Consider the following 14,578-nt stretch of genomic DNA (forward strand, 5'->3'; position numbering starts at 1 on the left):
GGGGCCCCGGGGGCCCCCCCCCCGGGGCGGGGCGGGGCGCGGGGGGCCCCCGGGCTTCTTGGGGCTCACCCCCCCCCGGGGCGGGGGGGGCGTACACCCCCCCCCCCCCCCTCTCGGCGTCATCTCGGTGTCACATCACCGGTATTACATCGCCGGCGGCGGTGGCGGCGTCTGCGCGGTGAGCATCTCGGCCCGCCGGCCCGCGAAGAACGCGAACTCGTCGGGGTGGGTGTTGATCCAGAACCCGGTCCCGAGGCCGTCGAGGACCGCGGCGGCCGCCTGCTTCGGCGTGATCCCGCCCTGCTCGAGGTAGCCCTGCATGGTGTGCTGCCAGATGTCGCTGCCGGGGGAGCCGTCGGCGACGTACGCGTCCTCGAAGATCCGGGTACGCACCGCGCCGGGGCACACCACCGACACCGCGACCTGCGGGTGCTGCTCGAGGCACTCCAGGTAGGCGCACTCGGTCAGCGCGAGCACCGCGTGCTTCGAGGCGTGGTAGGCCGAGTTGAGCGGGGCGGTCGCCAGCGCGCCGACCGAGGCCACGTTCACCACGTACGACGGTGCCGGGTCGGCACCCATCCGCGGCACGAACGAGCGCAGGCCGTGGAAGACGCCGCTGACGTTGACGTCCAGCAGGCGCCGCCACCGCTCGGGCGGCAGGTCCCAGATCCGGCCGACGGTCTCGACACCGGCGTTGTTGACGAGCAGCGCCACCGGGCCGTACGCCTCCACAGCGGCATCGGCCAGCCGGTCGACCGCGTCGGCGTCGGTGACGTCGGTCGGCACCGCGAGCGCCTCGGCCCCGCTCGCGCGCAGCCCCTCGGCGACCTCCTCGACCCGGTCGGCGTCCACGTCGGCGAGCACCACGCGCATGCCGCGCGCGGCCGCCTCCTCGGCGAGCCCCTGGCCGATGCCGCTGCCGGCTCCGGTGATGACGGCCGTACGGCCCTGCAGTTCTGCCATCGCTCTCATCCTTCGCTCTCGAGCACCGGGATGGTGCCGTCCGTCGCTGCCTGCGCGATGCTGGCGCGCAGCTCCTCGCACACCGGGTGGCGGCCCTGGAAGGGGTCGCCGGGGTCCCAGGACCGGCACGCGGCCATCGCCGACTGCGACCACTGCACCGAGGTCTGCTGCCAGCTGCTCTTCCGGGCGAGCACCGCCGCGCCGCACGCCCGGCAGCTGACCGGGTGCATCGGGGCGTCGGCGAGGCGGTTGTCGGGACGTACGGTCATCAGGCGTCCTGCTCCTGCGCCCGGCGTGCCAGGTTCTCCTCGACCTCGCGGCGCCACGCCTCGTTCGGCCGGGCGGTGTCGAGCTCGAACTCGAAGCGCTCGGTCATCTCCGGGGTGATGTCGTCGAGGTCGGTGTAGAACTGCTCGTACCAGCGGCGCAGCTGGTAGACCGGCCCGTCCTCCTCGCACAGCAGCGGGTTGTCGATGCGGGTCTTGTTCTTCCAGATCTCGACGTCCTGCTCGAACCCGAGCCGCACCGTGTCGACCATCTTCTGGGTCAGCCGCTCGGCCTCCTCCGGGTCCTCCGGGCCGCCGTCGGGCCGCTCCATGCTGATGCCGTACATCAGGACGAAGGAGTTCTCGTCGATCGGGTAGTGGCAGTTGATCAGCACGGTCTTCACGTCGCCGTCGGCGTAGTGGTAGAGCAGGTCGTCGATCATGAACGACGGGCCATGGTAGGTCGCCGCCGAGGTGTTGCCGAGCCGCTTGGGTGCCCCGATCTTCTTCTCCGCGGGCCGCATGTCGTCGCGGTTGATGCCCTTCTGGAGCTGGGTGGCGGTGTGAGCCTCGAAGACGTTCTTGAAGTACGTCGGGAAGCCGTGGTGCACGTAGAAGAAGTGCGCCATGTCGACCAGGTTGTCGATGATCTCGCGGCAGTTGGTCTCCACCCGGGTCTCGTACCAGGCCCAGTCGGTCCACCCCGGGGTGCCCGGACCGCCGTCGATGGGCGGGATCACCTGCTCCGGGATCGGCGGGTTGCCCTCGGGGTCGTTCCAGACGAACACCAGACCGTCCTGCAGCATCGTCGGCCACGCCTGCGTGCGGGCCCGCATCGGCACTCGACGGGAGTACGGGATCTGCTTGCAGCGTCCGTCGCCGCCCCACCGCCAGTCGTGGAACGGGCAGGCGATCTCGTCGCCCTTGATCGTGCCCTGGGAGAGGTCTCCGCCCATGTGCCGGCAGTAGGCGTCGAGGACCTTCAGGCTGCCCGAGCTGTCCGCGAAGACGGCCAGCTTCTTGCCGAAGGCGGTGATGGAGTGCGGCTTCCCGTCACGGAAGGTGCGCTCCAGGCCGATGCAGTGCCACCCCCGGGCGAATCGGGTCGGCGCCGCCTCGTACTCGATCCGGCGCACCTGGCCGCCATCGGTTTCGAGCACTGTGGTTTCCAGCACGGACATGTCGGCTCCCAAACGTCGCGGTTGTTCCCTACCCCTGCAGGCTCGCCCGAGAACGGTCGCGGGCAACGGCTCCGTCCCACTGGGCAGGACCTGGCTCGGCGCGAGGTGGGCACCCGGGTGCAACCTGCGGGCAAGGGAGCCGTATGCGCTCCGTCCAACGGCAGGAGGGAAGCAGATGACGACGTACGAGACGGGCGGCCGGGTCGCCGGCCGGACGGTGATCGTGACCGGCGCGGCACGGGGGATCGGGGCCGCGTGCGCGCGGCGCCTGGTCGCCGAGGGCGCCCGGGTGGTGGTGGCCGACCTGCTGGTCGAGGAGGGCAAGCAGGTCGTCGCCGAGCTCGGTGACGCGGCTCTGTTCGTGGAGCTCGACGTGACCAGCGAGTCGGCCTGGCAGGACGCCGTACGCCAGGCCGAGGAGACCTTCGGGCCGGTCACCGGCCTGGTCAACAACGCGGGCGTCGTGCACGTCGACCCGATCGAGGAGCTCAGCGAGTCCGACTACCGCAAGGTGATCGACGTCAACCAGGTCGGGGTCTTCCTCGGCATGAAGGCCGTCATCGGCTCGATGAAGCGTGCCGGCACCGGATCGATCGTCAACATCTCCTCGATCGGCGGGATCATCGCGTTCCCGCGGATCCTCGGCTACGTCGCGTCCAAGTGGGCCGTACGCGGCATGACGAAGGCCGCAGCCCAGGAGTTCGGCCCCCACGGGGTGCGGGTCAACTCGGTCCACCCCGGCGTGGTGTCCTCGGAGATGACCGCCGACTCCGACCGCTCCCACGGGATGGTGGACCACCAGCCGCTGGCGCGGGAGGCGGACGCCGACGAGATCGCGAGCCTGGTGCTCTTCCTGATCTCGGACGAGTCCAGCTTCTCCACCGGGTCGGAGTTCGTCGCCGACGGCGGCTACATCACCGCATGAGGCGACCGGACGACTGGATCGGGCACGATCTCGGCCGGCACCGGGTGAGCTGGACCGACCGCGACGCGATCCTCTACGCGCTCTCGGTGGGTGCCCGCGCCGACCGGCTGGACCTGGTGTTCGAGGAACGGCTCCGGGTCCTGCCGGCCTTCGCCCTCACCCTGGCGCAATGGGCCCCGGACGCTCTGGGAGCGGCCGGCGCGTTCGACCCGACCCGGGCCGTACACGGCTCGCAGCGCCTGGAGATGAAGGCGCCGTTGCCGGCCTCGGGCGACCTGGAGATGTCTGCCCGGGTCACCGGGGTGTGGGACAAGAGCGCGGGCGCGGTCTTCGACATCGAGGTGGCGAGCGACCACTTCGTCGCGACCTGGTCGATCCTTGCCCTCGGCCGCGGCGGCTTCGGCGGAGATCGTGGCCCCGTACGTCCTCCCGACCCGGTCGAGGAGGCCGCCTGGTCGACGGTCGTCGAGATCCCCGCGAACGCCGCCGCCCTCTACCGCCTCAACGGCGACCGGCACCAGATCCACATCGATCCCGCGGCCGCGGCCGCGATCGGTCAGCCGCGGCCGATCCTGCACGGACTGGCCACGCTGGCGCTCGCCTCGCTCGCCGTCGCCGAGCAGACCTCGCGGCACCCGGCCGACATGGAGCTCCTCGAGGGGCGGTTCAGCTCGGTGGTCTTCCCGGGCGAGGCCGTCAGGGTCGAGGGGTGGGCCAACGGGGGCTTCAGCGTGTCCACCGCCCGGGGCGTCGCCATCGCCGGCGGCCGCTGCGGGTTCTGAGACACAGGAGGGGCGGGTGGCTGACCGCCACCCGCCCCGTTCTCCATGTCGGTCAGTACCGGACCTTGACGGCCTCACCGGTCACGGGATCGATCTCGTAGTAGTACGACGTCGGGTCGCCGGGCCGCGGGTCCGGGCTCACCTTCCACTCCGTGCACACCAGCGTGCCGTCGCGCTGGAGGCGGGCCTTGATCATCTCGGTGTTGCCCGGGAACCGGTCCGAGAACGGCAGCTCCGGCTCGTTGGCGCAGGTCTCGGGCAGCATGAGCCCGAAGATGCCGCCGTGGGCCACGACGACGCCGGTTCCCCGGTCGTCGCGGTGCTCGCGTACGTACCGCGCCCACCACGGCCGCCAGCGCTCCTGGACGTCGTAGAAGTCCTCCTCGCCGCCGAACGAGTCGTCGCGGGTGCTCGGGTCCATGACCCAGCTCGCCAGGATGCGACCGGCCACCGCGGGATCCTTCGACGGCAGCTCGACCTCCCGGATGTCCTCGTCGGCCAGGACCGGTACGTCGTGGTCCGCGGCCACGCCGTCGGCGGTCTGATACGTACGCACCATGATCGAGGAGTCGACCGACGAGATCCTCTCCTCGTCGAGGAAGTCGACCAGCTTCGCGGCCTGCGCGATGCCCGTGGCCGAGAGCTCTTCCTCCGGTGCCGGGTAGGTGGAGTGGGCGTGGCGTACGAACAGGATCTCGTAGCCCGGGCCACCGGCCCGAGGCTTCGGGTCGGCACCGGCTTCACGGGCGACCGCGAGCGGCAGCGTGGCAAGAACAGCGAGCGAGGCGCCGAGGGCGCACAGTCGGGTACGGCGATTCATGGGACCTCCAGGTCTGGGAAGCGACGTCCGAGGATCGACACGGGAGCGACCCTCGGACGCGCGCTGTCCCGATCACCAGGACAAGCCGTCGAACGACCTCAGCGGACCGAGCGAATCGCGCTCTTGATAACGGCGAGAGTCTCGGCCGGGTGGGACTGGTGCGCCACGTGCGAGGACCGCACCCTGACGATCTTGGCCCCGGCCCGCTTCGCCATGAACTCCTGCGCGGCGGGAGGGATGGTCTTGTCGGCCGTCGCCAGGAGATACCAGGACGGAACGGTCTTCCACGCGGGCTCCCCGGACGGTTCGGTGAACGCCGCCAGCGAGAACGGACGCTGGGAGGCCTGCATCACCGTGGTGGTGCTGCGGGGTAGGTCGCCGGCGAAGGCCTCGCGGAAGATGCTCGCCTTCAGGTAGAGATCGACGCCGACCTCGCCGCCGGGCAGCGGGTAGGGACGGGTGTCCAACGCGTCCTCGGTGACCATGGTGCCGGGAAACTGCTGGACGAGCTGGGCGACCGGTTCGTGGGCGTCGGGCGCGAAGGCAGCGATGAAGACGAGGGCCTTGACGTTCGGAAGGCCGGTTGCCGCGTTGGTCATCACAGCGCCGCCGTAGGAGTGTCCGACGAGGACGACGGGACCTGGGATCGTCTCGAGGATACTGCGCAGGTACGCCGCATCGGAGGAGAGCCCACGCAGCGGGTTCGCCGGGGCGATGACCGGGTAGCCGTCGTCGGTGAGCTCCTTGACCTCGCGCTGCCAACCGGAGGCGTCGGCCCAGGCCCCGTGGACCATGACGATCGTGGGCTTGGCTCCCGTGCTCGAGCCGCGCTGTGCCCGCTCGGGGAGGGTGTTTCCGGTCGCCGAGGCGCCGTTGCTCGTCGTCGCGAGCATCGAGCCCGTGAAGAGGAGGGCCACGAGTATCGCCGCGAGGGCGCGACTGCGGCGGAGAGGGAACTTCATGTCTGGTGTTCCTTTCGGTCTTCGAGAAGCTCCGGCCCGACGCCTACAGCTCGATCGCCTTGGCGGCACGCCGGATCAGGTCGGCGACCACGTCGGGCCGTGAGACGTAGACGGAGTGGCTGGCGGCGACCGTCTCGACGGAGGCGCCGGCCCGTGCGGCCATGCCCTCCTGGGCAACGGGCGGGATCATCCGGTCCTCGGTGGCGACGACGTACCAGCTGGGCTTGGAGCGCCATGCCGGTTCGGTGACGGCGGTGCTGAGGGCGGCCCCGCCCCACGGGGCCTGGGAGTCGGCCATGAACCGTGCCTGCCCGGCCGGCAGGTCGGCGGCGAACGCCTCCTGGAAGCGGTCGCGATCGAGGACGAGCGACCCGTCCTTGCGGGGGAGGATCGGCGGCGCCGGCGCGTCCGGGACGGGCTCGGCGAGCATCGAGGCGACCGACTCTCCCGCGTCGGGCGCGAACGCCGCGACATAGACCAGACCGGCCACCTGCGGGTGCGTGCCCGCCTCCGTGATCACGACACCGCCGTAGGAGTGCCCCACGAGCAGGACGAGCCCGTCCTGGGCCTCGACGACCTGGTGGACCTCGGTCACGTCGTCGGCGAGAGACCGGGTCGAGTGCTGGGTGACCACGACGTCGAGACCGTCGCGGGTGAGGATGTCGTGGATCGGCTGCCATCCGGATCCGTCCACGAACGCTCCGTGGACCAGGACGACGGTCGGGTTGTCGTTGCTCATCTGTTCTCCTTGGTTTCGGCATGGGTGAGAGGTCGTCGGACGCCGCGGCCGAGGATGGCCCGGGTGGCGCGACGGCTGAGGATGGAGCAGTTGGAGCGCCGGCTGAGGATGGAGCAGTTGCTCTGGTGGCTGAGGATCGAGCAGTTGCTCTGCGAGCTGAGCATCGACATCGCCGACATCCAGGATCCGATCGAGCCGACGGAGAGGACGGCGCCGATGGATCCCACCGAGGCGATCGAGCCGATGCTGCCGATCGACAGGATGGATCCCTGCGAGCAGATCGAGAGGAACGAGTTCTCGGAGCGGAAGGACAACATGCCGGTGGCCCCTCAGGCCGTCGCGGACAGGGAGGCGGCCAGTGGCTGCGGTGGAGCCACCCGAGTCACGGTGACCGCGAAGAGGAGGAGGCCGGCCGCGGTGAGAGCCATACCGGCCCATGCGGTCGAGAGAGCACCCCATCCGGCGTCGAGGACGAGGGCGCCGGCGACCGCGCCGAGCGCGTTGGCGAGGTTGAGCGAGGCGAGGTTCACCGCCCCCATCAGGGTCGGCGCCTCGGGTGCGTACCGGGTCAGGAGGACCTGGATCGTCGGGATCGCCATCATCGACGAGGCACCGATTCCGAGCAGGCACGGCAGCAGGACGGCAAGGTTCTCGCCGCCGACCGCGATGACGGCCAGGAAGACCATCACGACGGCATAGCCCAGGATCAGGCCCCGAAACTCGTACTGGTCGGCGAGACGGCCACCGATCCAGTTCCCCAGGGCCATCCCGACCCCGAAGACCGCCAACGCCACCGGGATCCAGGACTCCTCGGCCCCGACAGCGTCGGTGATGTACGGGCCGATGAAGGTGTAGACGGCGAAGATGCTCGAGATGCCCAGTGCGGCGACGGCCATCGTCGCCCACACCATCGGCCGTCTCAAGGCACCGAGCTCCTGCCTGACCGATCCGCCGGCGAGTGCGCTGGTCCGGGGAACGAAGACCCAGATGGCGACCCCTGCCAGCAGGCCGATCACCGAGACGACGACGTACAGCGCCTGCCATCCGACCTGCTGTCCGAGGAAGGTGCCCAGGGGAGAGCCGAAGATCGTCGCGACCGTCAGACCCGCCATCACCGTCGCGAACGCCTTGCCGCTCTTGCCCGGGCCAAAGGCGTACGCCGCCACCACCGCGCCGGCGCCGAAGAACGCGCCCTGGACCGTGCCCGTGATGAACCGGGCCAGGATGAGGACACCGAGGCCGGAGGCCGCGGCGGACAGCAGGTTTCCGACGATGAAGAGCACGACCAGGCCGAGAAGGAGCGAGCGCCGGTTGAGTCTGGCCGCCGCGATGGTGAGCACGGGCGATCCGATGACCACGCCGAGGGCGTAGGCGGTGATCGCGTTCGTCGCGGTCGGTACCGAGACACCGAGATCGGCGGCGAAGAGCTGGACGATGCCGTTGCTCCCGAACTCGCCGGTCCCGATCGCGAACGTGCCGAGCGCCAGCGCGAAGAGGATGAGCGCGTCGCGCTGTTGCGGGCCCTGTGCCGGATGTCGGCTCTCCGCGGCTCGGCATTGCGCGTGGTAGGCCTGTTCGTGCATCGTCTGTCCTCGTCTACGCGTAGGTCCCGGTCGAACGGAACCTACGAAGTCCCACTGGACGGTCCGTGGAGATTTTGTGGAGCACGGCTCGTCGCAGACGGCTGCGGTGGGCTCGACGTACGCCTAGGCTGATGCCGAGGCCCGGTACGTGTCGGGGTGCGGGCCAACCTCCTGCGCCCTTAGGACCCACGATGGAAGACTTCTCGATCGCCGAGAGATCGGATCCGCGGAGCTCCGTGCGCCTGCAGCTCCTCGGCCCGTTGCGTGCCTACCGCGACGACGTCGAGCTGGAGACCGGTCCGCCGCAGCAGGGATACCTGCTGGCCCTGCTCCTGGCGAGGGCGGGCCGACCGACGAGCATGTCCGAGCTCGTCGATCTCCTCTGGGAGGAGAACGTCCCGATGTCGGCGGTCAACACCGTCCAGAAGTACGTCGGGACCATCCGTCGCATGCTCGAACCCGATCTTCCGGCACGCGAGGCAGGGAGCTTCATCGCCCGCAGAGGTGGCGGGTACGCCTTCGTCGGACGGACCGCCACGGTGGACCTGATCGAGTTCAGGTCGCATGTCGACAGCGCCAAGACCCACCTTGCCTCAGGTCGTCACGACGAGGCCGTCGACGAGTACGCCCACGCACTCGGTCTCTGGCACGGCCCGGCCGGCGACGGTCTCGGCCCGAGCGTGACCGCCTCACCACTGTTCGCGAGCATCAACGAGGAGTTCTTCGACGCCTGCGTCGCGGTGGGGGAGCTGGCCCGGACCCAGCGGCCCTCGACCCGGATCCTTCAGCCGCTGCGCCTGGCCGCCTGGATGGCACCGCTGAACGAGCCCGTACAGGCCGGCCTGATGACGGCCCTCGCCATCGCCGGCAAGCAGGCCGAAGCACTCTCCGTCTTCGAGACCGTCCGGGCACGGCTGGCCGACGACCTCGGGGTGACCCCCGGCGAGGCGCTGCAGGCCGCCCGAACCCGCGTCGTGCAGCACTCCCGCGCCCGCAGCGACCAGCAGAGCGAGCAGGGTGGGAGCGCACCACTCGTCGGCCGTGGCGAGGAACGCGCGCTGCTGGCTCGATCGCTCGAGTCGGCGGTGGCGGGGAACGCGGCCCTGATCATGGCCGAAGGCGAACCAGGGGCGGGCAAGACGTCCCTCTTCGCCGAGTTCGGCCGGGACGCAGAGCGCCGGGGCGCGCTCGTCGTGTGGGGACGGTCCTTGAACCACGAGGGCACCCCGGCGCTGTGGCCATGGACCCGTCTCATCTCCGACCTGTTGGCGAGCCAGCCGGAGCCCGTCCGCGCAGGCCTGGCCAGCGGCGAGATCCGACGCCTCATCGACCCGCGCCCGGACAACCTCCTCGGTGGCGCGGTGCTACCCGACAGCGGTGCTCAGTTCCGTCTCTTCGAGCAGGCCGTCGACCTCATCAGGAGAGCGGCCACCGAGCGTCCGGTCGTGCTGGTCATCGACGACCTGCAATGGGCTGATGCCGCGTCGCTGCAGCTGTTCCGGCACGTGGCGACCCAGCAGCCGGCTGGCGTCGTCCTCGCCGGGCTCCTCCGCGATCGGGCTCCCGCCCCGGGCGACGGGCTCGGCGGAATGCTCGCGGCGGTCGGGCGCCTGCCCCATCACCAGCGCATCCGGATCGGTCCGCTCCAGCCCACCGAGGTGGGTGAGCTCGTCCGGCGCGAGACGGGACGGGCACCGAGTCCGTACGTCGCTCGCTGCATCCAGGCGCGCACCGAGGGCAACCCGTTCTTCGTACGTGAGCTCGCCCGCCTCCTCGCCGACAGCGATCTGGATGCCGCGGCCGGTGAGGACGCCCTGGCCCGCACCGGTGTCCCGTCCACGGTGCGCGACATCGTGCGAGACCGTCTCGCCGGACTCGACCACCAGACGAGGAGGCTCGTGGAGATCGCGGCGCTCATCGGGCGGGAGGTGGACGTCCGTCTGCTCGCCCGTGCCGCCGGAGTCGGGATGTCGGCCTGCTCGGCGCTGCTCGCCACCGCCGACTCGCAGGGCTTGCTGGAGCCGGCCGAGGACCGACCGCTCTCCGTGCGGTTCGTGCACGACCTGGTGCGTGAGGCGGTGCACCAGACGACCTCGCGGCTGCTCGCGACCGGTCGGTTGCACCTGCAGATCGCCGATGCGTTGGAGGGGATCCACGGAGACGACGAGGCGGTCACCGAGCGACTCGCCCACCACCTGTGGCTCGCCGGGCCCTTCGCGGACCCGACACGAACCACGACCGCGCTCGTCCGCGGCGGTCGCAGAGCGGTTGCCCAGTCCGCCTTCGACGCAGCCGTCCCGCATCTCGAGGCCGCCGCCGACATCGCGCACTCGGCCGGACTGCTCGAGCTCGAGCTGTCCGCGCTGTCACAGCTCGTGGCGGTCATCGGGATGCAGACGGGCTACATGGGCAGCGCCGACGCGACCTTCGAGCTGCTCGAACGCGCCGAGCGGGCCGCCCGAGGTCTCGGCCGGGAGCGAGAGGCCGCCGACTTCCTCTTCTCCCACTGGGCCGCTCACTCCCAAGCCATCCAGCTCGACCGCAGTGGTCAGCTCGCTCACCGGCTCCTCGCGGACAGCGAACGATCCGAGGATCCGGTGGTGCAGGCGTACGGACGGCACGCCTGGGGGATTCACCAGTGGGACGTCGGAAACATCGGTGCGGCCTACCGGCACCTCAGCGAGTCGAACGCCGTCGTCGCCGAACGGGCGAAGTCCCTGGACCAGGATCAGCTGCGGCACGACCTGCAGCTGCTGTCGCCGGCGATGCTCGCGCTCAACACCGCGCTGCACGGCAAGGACGACGAGGCACGTGGCATGTTCGGGCAGATCGAGAGCGACGCCGGAAACCACTCCTACGACGTGACCGTGTGGTCCGCGTTCGCGGTCACGGCCGCGGCGCTGATGGCGGATCCGTCATGGACTCTTCGCGCAGCCGAGAGGGGGATCGCTGCGGATCCGGAGTACTCGTTCCGCTTCCTCGGGGCCTACCAGCGGCTGGGACGGTGCTGGGCCCACGCGGTCACTGGCCGGAACGTCGATCGGTCGCTGGCTCAGGCGGAGGAACTCATCGAGTCGAACCTGGCCGACCCGCCACGATCCGGCCTGACGACCTGGCTGGCGCTGCTCAGCGAGATGTATCTCGCGAGCGGGCGCGTCCAGGAGGCGGCGGACGCTCTCAGGCGTGCTGACTCCTCGATCGCGGCTCACGGGCAACGCTATGCCGCCGCCTTCGTGCAGCTGATGCACGCGAAGCTGAGAAGCGCGCTCGGGGAGCCGATGGATGCCGTGCACGAGGCCGCGGGGCGAGCCCGAGCGACCGCGATCGCCCAGCAGGCGTACCTGTTCGTCGACCGCGCCGACGACTTCCTCGGTCTGGCTCGCAGCTCGTGACGAGCCAGACCCGCCGAAGCGGGTCTGGCTCGCTCTTGGAGTCACGCTCGCTGGTGGGTGGTGCGTACGGACTCGCGGTCCGAAGCCGTCGCCGAGACGGCGCGCGGCCAGGTCCAGGCGTACCGCACGATGAACGCGAGAAGGATCAGCTCCAGCACGACGCCGAGGCCGTAGAACGCCAGCCAGGACTCGCCCAGCAGGTTGAACGCCGTGACGGGGACGTAGAGCGAGGCCACGACGATGTTGGTGATCCGGGCTGCCGGGGCGGGCATGGTCGTGGACAGCAGGACCATGAGGATCGGGACGGACATGAGGGTCAGGGCCGCGGTCGAGAAGGTCTGGGAGAGGTCGAACTCGAAGACCTTGCCGGCGAGGATGTCGTCGATGACGCCGGGTGTGAAGAAGTTGAGGATGTCGACGTAGGCGTACAGGAACATCAAGCTCGTCCAGGCTGCGGCGAGCTTGACTCTCACCGAGATCGGCTGCTCGTCCAGCGTGGTGGTGGTCTGAGGTGTTCTCATCATGGGCTCCGTTGTGGTGGTGAGGATCGTTGAGTCCACGCTCGCCGACACCGCCAGCGGGCACATCGGACCGGAGGCCGGAGTTCGCGGGCCGATGGATCGGTCTTCCTCTCGTACTTTCGGCCGGTACGCCGCGGCTCGCCGATCCCTAGGCTGGTGCCGTGATACCTGTCCGGCGCTCCATCTGGCACGAGCCGCGGCCCGCAGACGCCCCACCCATCGGTCGTCTCGACCGGCTGCTGGTGGGTGCGTTCGCGGCCGCGGTCGTGGTCGAGGGCACCGTTCGGCCGGACGTGGCCTGGCGACCCCTGGTGACGGTGCTGGCTCTGACCCTGGTGCCCGCCCTGCTCTGGCGGCGGGGCCGGCCGCTGGTGGCCGTCCTGATCGGGTGGGGCGTCGCCGGGCTGCTCTCGGTCCTCCAACCGGCTGCGCGCGCCGGCGACCTCGGCCTCTACTCCATGATGGCCGTCCTGATCCTGCTCTACTCCCTGGTGCGGTGGGGCTCGGGACGGGAGATCGTCGTGGGGACGGCGTTCGTGACGGTCGTCGTCGCGCTGGGCATGTACGTCTCCTCCGCGGGCTGGGCCGACCTCTTCGGCGGCATCGTCCTCCTGCTGTTGGTCGTCGCCCTCGCGGCGGTGTTCCGCTACCGCGCGGCTCTCTGGCAACGCCAACAGCGCGAGATCCGCACTCAGGAGCGGGTGGCGCTGGCGCGCGAGCTGCACGACACCGTGGCCCACCATGTCTCGGCGATCGCGGTGCAGGCGCAGGCCGGTGGCGTTGTCGCCGGCATCCAGCCGGAGAAGGCCGTCGAGGTCCTGGCCGCGATCGAGTCCGAGGCGTCGCGAACCCTGGCGGAGATGAGATCCATGGTGCGGGTGCTGCGTGAGGAGGAGGCCGTCGCCTTCTCACCGCAGCTGGGTGTCGCGGACCTGTCAGCGCTCGCGCACGCCGAGGCGAAGCCCGTCGTCGAGGTCTCGCTGGTCGGGTCGTTGACCCGGCTGGCGCGACCGGTGGACGCCGCGCTCTACCGGCTCGCGCAGGAGTCGCTGACCAACGCGGTACGGCATGCCCGGGGCGCGACCCGCGTCGGGATCGACGTACGCCGCGAGGGCGACGTCGTCAGGCTGCGCGTCAGCGACGACGGACAGACCGAGCCGGAGCCGGTCCCGGAGCCCGGGTTCGGCCTGCTGGGCATGACCGAACGCGCCCAGCTCCTCGGCGGATCGCTCTCCGCGGGGCCGGGGCCCGAGGGTGGCTGGGTGGTCGAGGCCGTGCTGCCGGCCGAGGTGCGGGCATGACCATCCGTGTCGTCGTGGCCGACGACCAGGACCTGGTCCGGACCGGGCTGGTGATGATCCTCGGCGCCCAACCCGACCTCGAGGTCGTGGGGGAGGCGGCCGACGGGGTCGCAGCGCTCGACCTGGCGACCCGGCTGCGTCCCGACGTCCTCCTCGTCGACATCCGGATGCCCGGGCTCGACGGCGTCGAGGTGACGCGGCGCCTGGCCGGGCCGGACGTGAGGGACCCGATGGCGGTCGTCGTGATCACGACCTTCGACCTCGACGAGTACGTCCTCGGCGCCCTGCGCGCAGGCGCCCGCGGCTTCCTGCTCAAGGACGCCGGGCCGGAGCTCCTCGTGCAGGCCATCCACGCGGCGGCCGACGGGGACGCGCTGATCGCCCCCAACGTCACCCGCCGGCTGCTGGCGACCTTCGCCGGCCAAGCGCCGATGGCACCGGCCCAGCCCATCGACCCGCTCACCGAGCGCGAGGAGGAGGTGCTCGCCCTGGTGGCGCGGGGCCGGACCAACGCCGAGATCGCCACCGAGCTCTTCGTCGGCCTGAGCACGGTCAAGACCCACGTCGCCTCGCTGATGACCAAGCTCGGCACCCGCAACCGCGTCGAGATCGCGATGTGGGCGTACGCCCACCAGCAACCGCCGCGACGCTGAGGCCCGCGGGCAGGAGTGGACTCAGTGCAGGTGCTGCTGCCAGTCCTCGGGGACACGGTCTGCCGGAGCCGGCGAGGGCTGAGACTCCGGTCGACTGGTGGGGCCCGCCAGAACGACCCCGCGAGCGGCCTCCTGGTTCTCGAAGTCCCAGAACCACTCCTCGCCGGGCTCGAAGCTCTGCATGTAACGGTGGCCGGTTTCGCGGTAGTGGTGGCTCGCGTGCTGCCCCGGCGAGCTGTCGCAGCAGCCCACGTGCCCGCACTCGGCACATCTGCGAAGGTGCAACCACCACCCGGCTTCGCTCGCAAGGCACTCCGCACACCCGGTGCCGGACGGTCGAACAGTGGCATTGACTCCCTGTAGGCCGGTCATGTCGACCAGATTACTCACCACCGCGGCCCGGTTCGCGCCTATTCAGCTCCAATTGTGGTTGCGCTCTGACCACGGCTGGCTACAGTCACGATGGATCGGCTCGATGGCGAAGGAGCGT

15 protein-coding genes are annotated in these 14,578 nt (G+C 70.6%); 5 read left to right on the forward strand and 10 right to left on the reverse strand.

Annotated elements, in window-relative coordinates:
• Window positions 1-144 precede the first annotated feature (144 nt).
• Genes ACFV9G_RS19690 through ACFV9G_RS19700 form a run of 3 tightly spaced genes read right to left on the reverse strand, consistent with a single transcriptional unit; the run spans window position 145 to window position 2,410 of the window.
• Complete coding sequence (locus ACFV9G_RS19690; RefSeq protein ID WP_378729212.1) at window positions 145-963, reverse strand: SDR family NAD(P)-dependent oxidoreductase; 819 nt, start codon at window positions 961-963, stop codon at window positions 145-147.
• 5 nt (window positions 964-968) lie between these two features.
• A complete protein-coding gene (locus ACFV9G_RS19695; RefSeq protein ID WP_378729213.1) occupies window positions 969-1,232 on the reverse strand; it encodes a ferredoxin in 264 nt (87 codons plus the stop codon).
• Complete coding sequence (locus tag ACFV9G_RS19700; RefSeq protein WP_378729215.1) at window positions 1,232-2,410, reverse strand: Rieske 2Fe-2S domain-containing protein; 1,179 nt, start codon at window positions 2,408-2,410, stop codon at window positions 1,232-1,234. Before ACFV9G_RS19700 ends, ACFV9G_RS19695 begins: the two co-directional genes overlap by 1 nt.
• Window positions 2,411-2,585: 175 nt before the next feature.
• Here ACFV9G_RS19700 and ACFV9G_RS19705 point away from each other — a divergent pair, with 175 nt between their 5' ends.
• Both ACFV9G_RS19705 and ACFV9G_RS19710 read left to right on the forward strand, forming a co-directional pair.
• Complete coding sequence (locus tag ACFV9G_RS19705) at window positions 2,586-3,335, forward strand: glucose 1-dehydrogenase (RefSeq protein ID WP_378729216.1); 750 nt, start codon at window positions 2,586-2,588, stop codon at window positions 3,333-3,335.
• Window positions 3,332-4,117, forward strand: a complete 786-nt coding sequence (locus tag ACFV9G_RS19710) for a MaoC/PaaZ C-terminal domain-containing protein (protein WP_378729217.1) — start codon at window positions 3,332-3,334, stop codon at window positions 4,115-4,117. Before ACFV9G_RS19705 ends, ACFV9G_RS19710 begins: the two co-directional genes overlap by 4 nt.
• 52 nt (window positions 4,118-4,169) lie before the next feature.
• On the opposite strand, the gene ACFV9G_RS19715 is transcribed toward ACFV9G_RS19710, so the two are convergent.
• From ACFV9G_RS19715 to ACFV9G_RS19735, 5 genes are all read right to left on the reverse strand, one after another.
• Window positions 4,170-4,937, reverse strand: a complete 768-nt coding sequence (locus ACFV9G_RS19715) for a histidine phosphatase family protein (protein WP_378729218.1) — start codon at window positions 4,935-4,937, stop codon at window positions 4,170-4,172.
• 98 nt (window positions 4,938-5,035) lie between these two features.
• On the reverse strand, window positions 5,036-5,899 hold the full coding sequence (locus tag ACFV9G_RS19720) for an alpha/beta hydrolase (protein ID WP_378729219.1): 864 nt from the start codon (window positions 5,897-5,899) through the stop codon (window positions 5,036-5,038).
• A gap of 43 nt (window positions 5,900-5,942) precedes the next feature.
• Complete coding sequence (locus ACFV9G_RS19725) at window positions 5,943-6,638, reverse strand: alpha/beta fold hydrolase (protein ID WP_378729220.1); 696 nt, start codon at window positions 6,636-6,638, stop codon at window positions 5,943-5,945.
• A complete protein-coding gene (locus tag ACFV9G_RS19730; protein WP_378729221.1) occupies window positions 6,635-6,955 on the reverse strand; it encodes a hypothetical protein in 321 nt (106 codons plus the stop codon). The genes ACFV9G_RS19725 and ACFV9G_RS19730 overlap by 4 nt, the downstream gene beginning before the upstream one ends.
• A gap of 12 nt (window positions 6,956-6,967) precedes the next feature.
• Window positions 6,968-8,221, reverse strand: a complete 1,254-nt coding sequence (locus ACFV9G_RS19735) for an MFS transporter (RefSeq protein ID WP_378729222.1) — start codon at window positions 8,219-8,221, stop codon at window positions 6,968-6,970.
• A 191-nt stretch (window positions 8,222-8,412) separates the two neighbouring features.
• Here ACFV9G_RS19735 and ACFV9G_RS19740 point away from each other — a divergent pair, with 191 nt between their 5' ends.
• Window positions 8,413-11,613, forward strand: coding sequence for an ATP-binding protein (locus ACFV9G_RS19740; RefSeq protein ID WP_378729223.1), 3,201 nt, complete (start codon window positions 8,413-8,415; stop codon window positions 11,611-11,613).
• Window positions 11,614-11,654: 41 nt separating this feature from the next.
• On the opposite strand, the gene ACFV9G_RS19745 is transcribed toward ACFV9G_RS19740, so the two are convergent.
• Window positions 11,655-12,134, reverse strand: coding sequence for a DUF6326 family protein (locus tag ACFV9G_RS19745; RefSeq protein WP_378729224.1), 480 nt, complete (start codon window positions 12,132-12,134; stop codon window positions 11,655-11,657).
• A gap of 161 nt (window positions 12,135-12,295) precedes the next feature.
• Between ACFV9G_RS19745 and ACFV9G_RS19750 the strand changes: the two genes are divergently transcribed.
• Window positions 12,296-13,435, forward strand: a complete 1,140-nt coding sequence (locus ACFV9G_RS19750; RefSeq protein ID WP_378729225.1) for a histidine kinase — start codon at window positions 12,296-12,298, stop codon at window positions 13,433-13,435.
• On the forward strand, window positions 13,432-14,088 hold the full coding sequence (locus tag ACFV9G_RS19755) for a response regulator (protein ID WP_378729226.1): 657 nt from the start codon (window positions 13,432-13,434) through the stop codon (window positions 14,086-14,088). Before ACFV9G_RS19750 ends, ACFV9G_RS19755 begins: the two co-directional genes overlap by 4 nt.
• 21 nt (window positions 14,089-14,109) lie before the next feature.
• Here ACFV9G_RS19755 and ACFV9G_RS19760 read toward each other — a convergent pair whose 3' ends face one another.
• On the reverse strand, window positions 14,110-14,460 hold the full coding sequence (locus tag ACFV9G_RS19760) for a UBP-type zinc finger domain-containing protein (protein ID WP_378729227.1): 351 nt from the start codon (window positions 14,458-14,460) through the stop codon (window positions 14,110-14,112).
• Window positions 14,461-14,578 lie beyond the last annotated feature (118 nt).

This window comes from Nocardioides sp. NPDC059952, assembly GCF_042730435.1.
Classification (GTDB): Bacteria; Actinomycetota; Actinomycetes; order Propionibacteriales; family Nocardioidaceae; genus Nocardioides.

Coding starts and splice junctions, on each gene's coding strand:
- ACFV9G_RS19695 (WP_378729213.1), bottom strand. CDS start 1,232: ATGACCGTACGTCCCGACAACCGCCTCGCCGACGCCCCGATGCACCCG.
- ACFV9G_RS19690 (WP_378729212.1), bottom strand. CDS start 963: ATGGCAGAACTGCAGGGCCGTACGGCCGTCATCACCGGAGCCGGCAGC.
- ACFV9G_RS19725 (WP_378729220.1), bottom strand. CDS start 6,638: ATGAGCAACGACAACCCGACCGTCGTCCTGGTCCACGGAGCGTTCGTG.
- ACFV9G_RS19735 (WP_378729222.1), bottom strand. CDS start 8,221: ATGCACGAACAGGCCTACCACGCGCAATGCCGAGCCGCGGAGAGCCGA.
- ACFV9G_RS19745 (WP_378729224.1), bottom strand. CDS start 12,134: ATGAGAACACCTCAGACCACCACCACGCTGGACGAGCAGCCGATCTCG.
- ACFV9G_RS19730 (WP_378729221.1), bottom strand. CDS start 6,955: ATGTTGTCCTTCCGCTCCGAGAACTCGTTCCTCTCGATCTGCTCGCAG.
- ACFV9G_RS19705 (WP_378729216.1), top strand. CDS start 2,586: ATGACGACGTACGAGACGGGCGGCCGGGTCGCCGGCCGGACGGTGATC.
- ACFV9G_RS19710 (WP_378729217.1), top strand. CDS start 3,332: ATGAGGCGACCGGACGACTGGATCGGGCACGATCTCGGCCGGCACCGG.
- ACFV9G_RS19760 (WP_378729227.1), bottom strand. CDS start 14,460: ATGACCGGCCTACAGGGAGTCAATGCCACTGTTCGACCGTCCGGCACC.
- ACFV9G_RS19720 (WP_378729219.1), bottom strand. CDS start 5,899: ATGAAGTTCCCTCTCCGCCGCAGTCGCGCCCTCGCGGCGATACTCGTG.
- ACFV9G_RS19715 (WP_378729218.1), bottom strand. CDS start 4,937: ATGAATCGCCGTACCCGACTGTGCGCCCTCGGCGCCTCGCTCGCTGTT.
- ACFV9G_RS19700 (WP_378729215.1), bottom strand. CDS start 2,410: ATGTCCGTGCTGGAAACCACAGTGCTCGAAACCGATGGCGGCCAGGTG.
- ACFV9G_RS19740 (WP_378729223.1), top strand. CDS start 8,413: ATGGAAGACTTCTCGATCGCCGAGAGATCGGATCCGCGGAGCTCCGTG.
- ACFV9G_RS19755 (WP_378729226.1), top strand. CDS start 13,432: ATGACCATCCGTGTCGTCGTGGCCGACGACCAGGACCTGGTCCGGACC.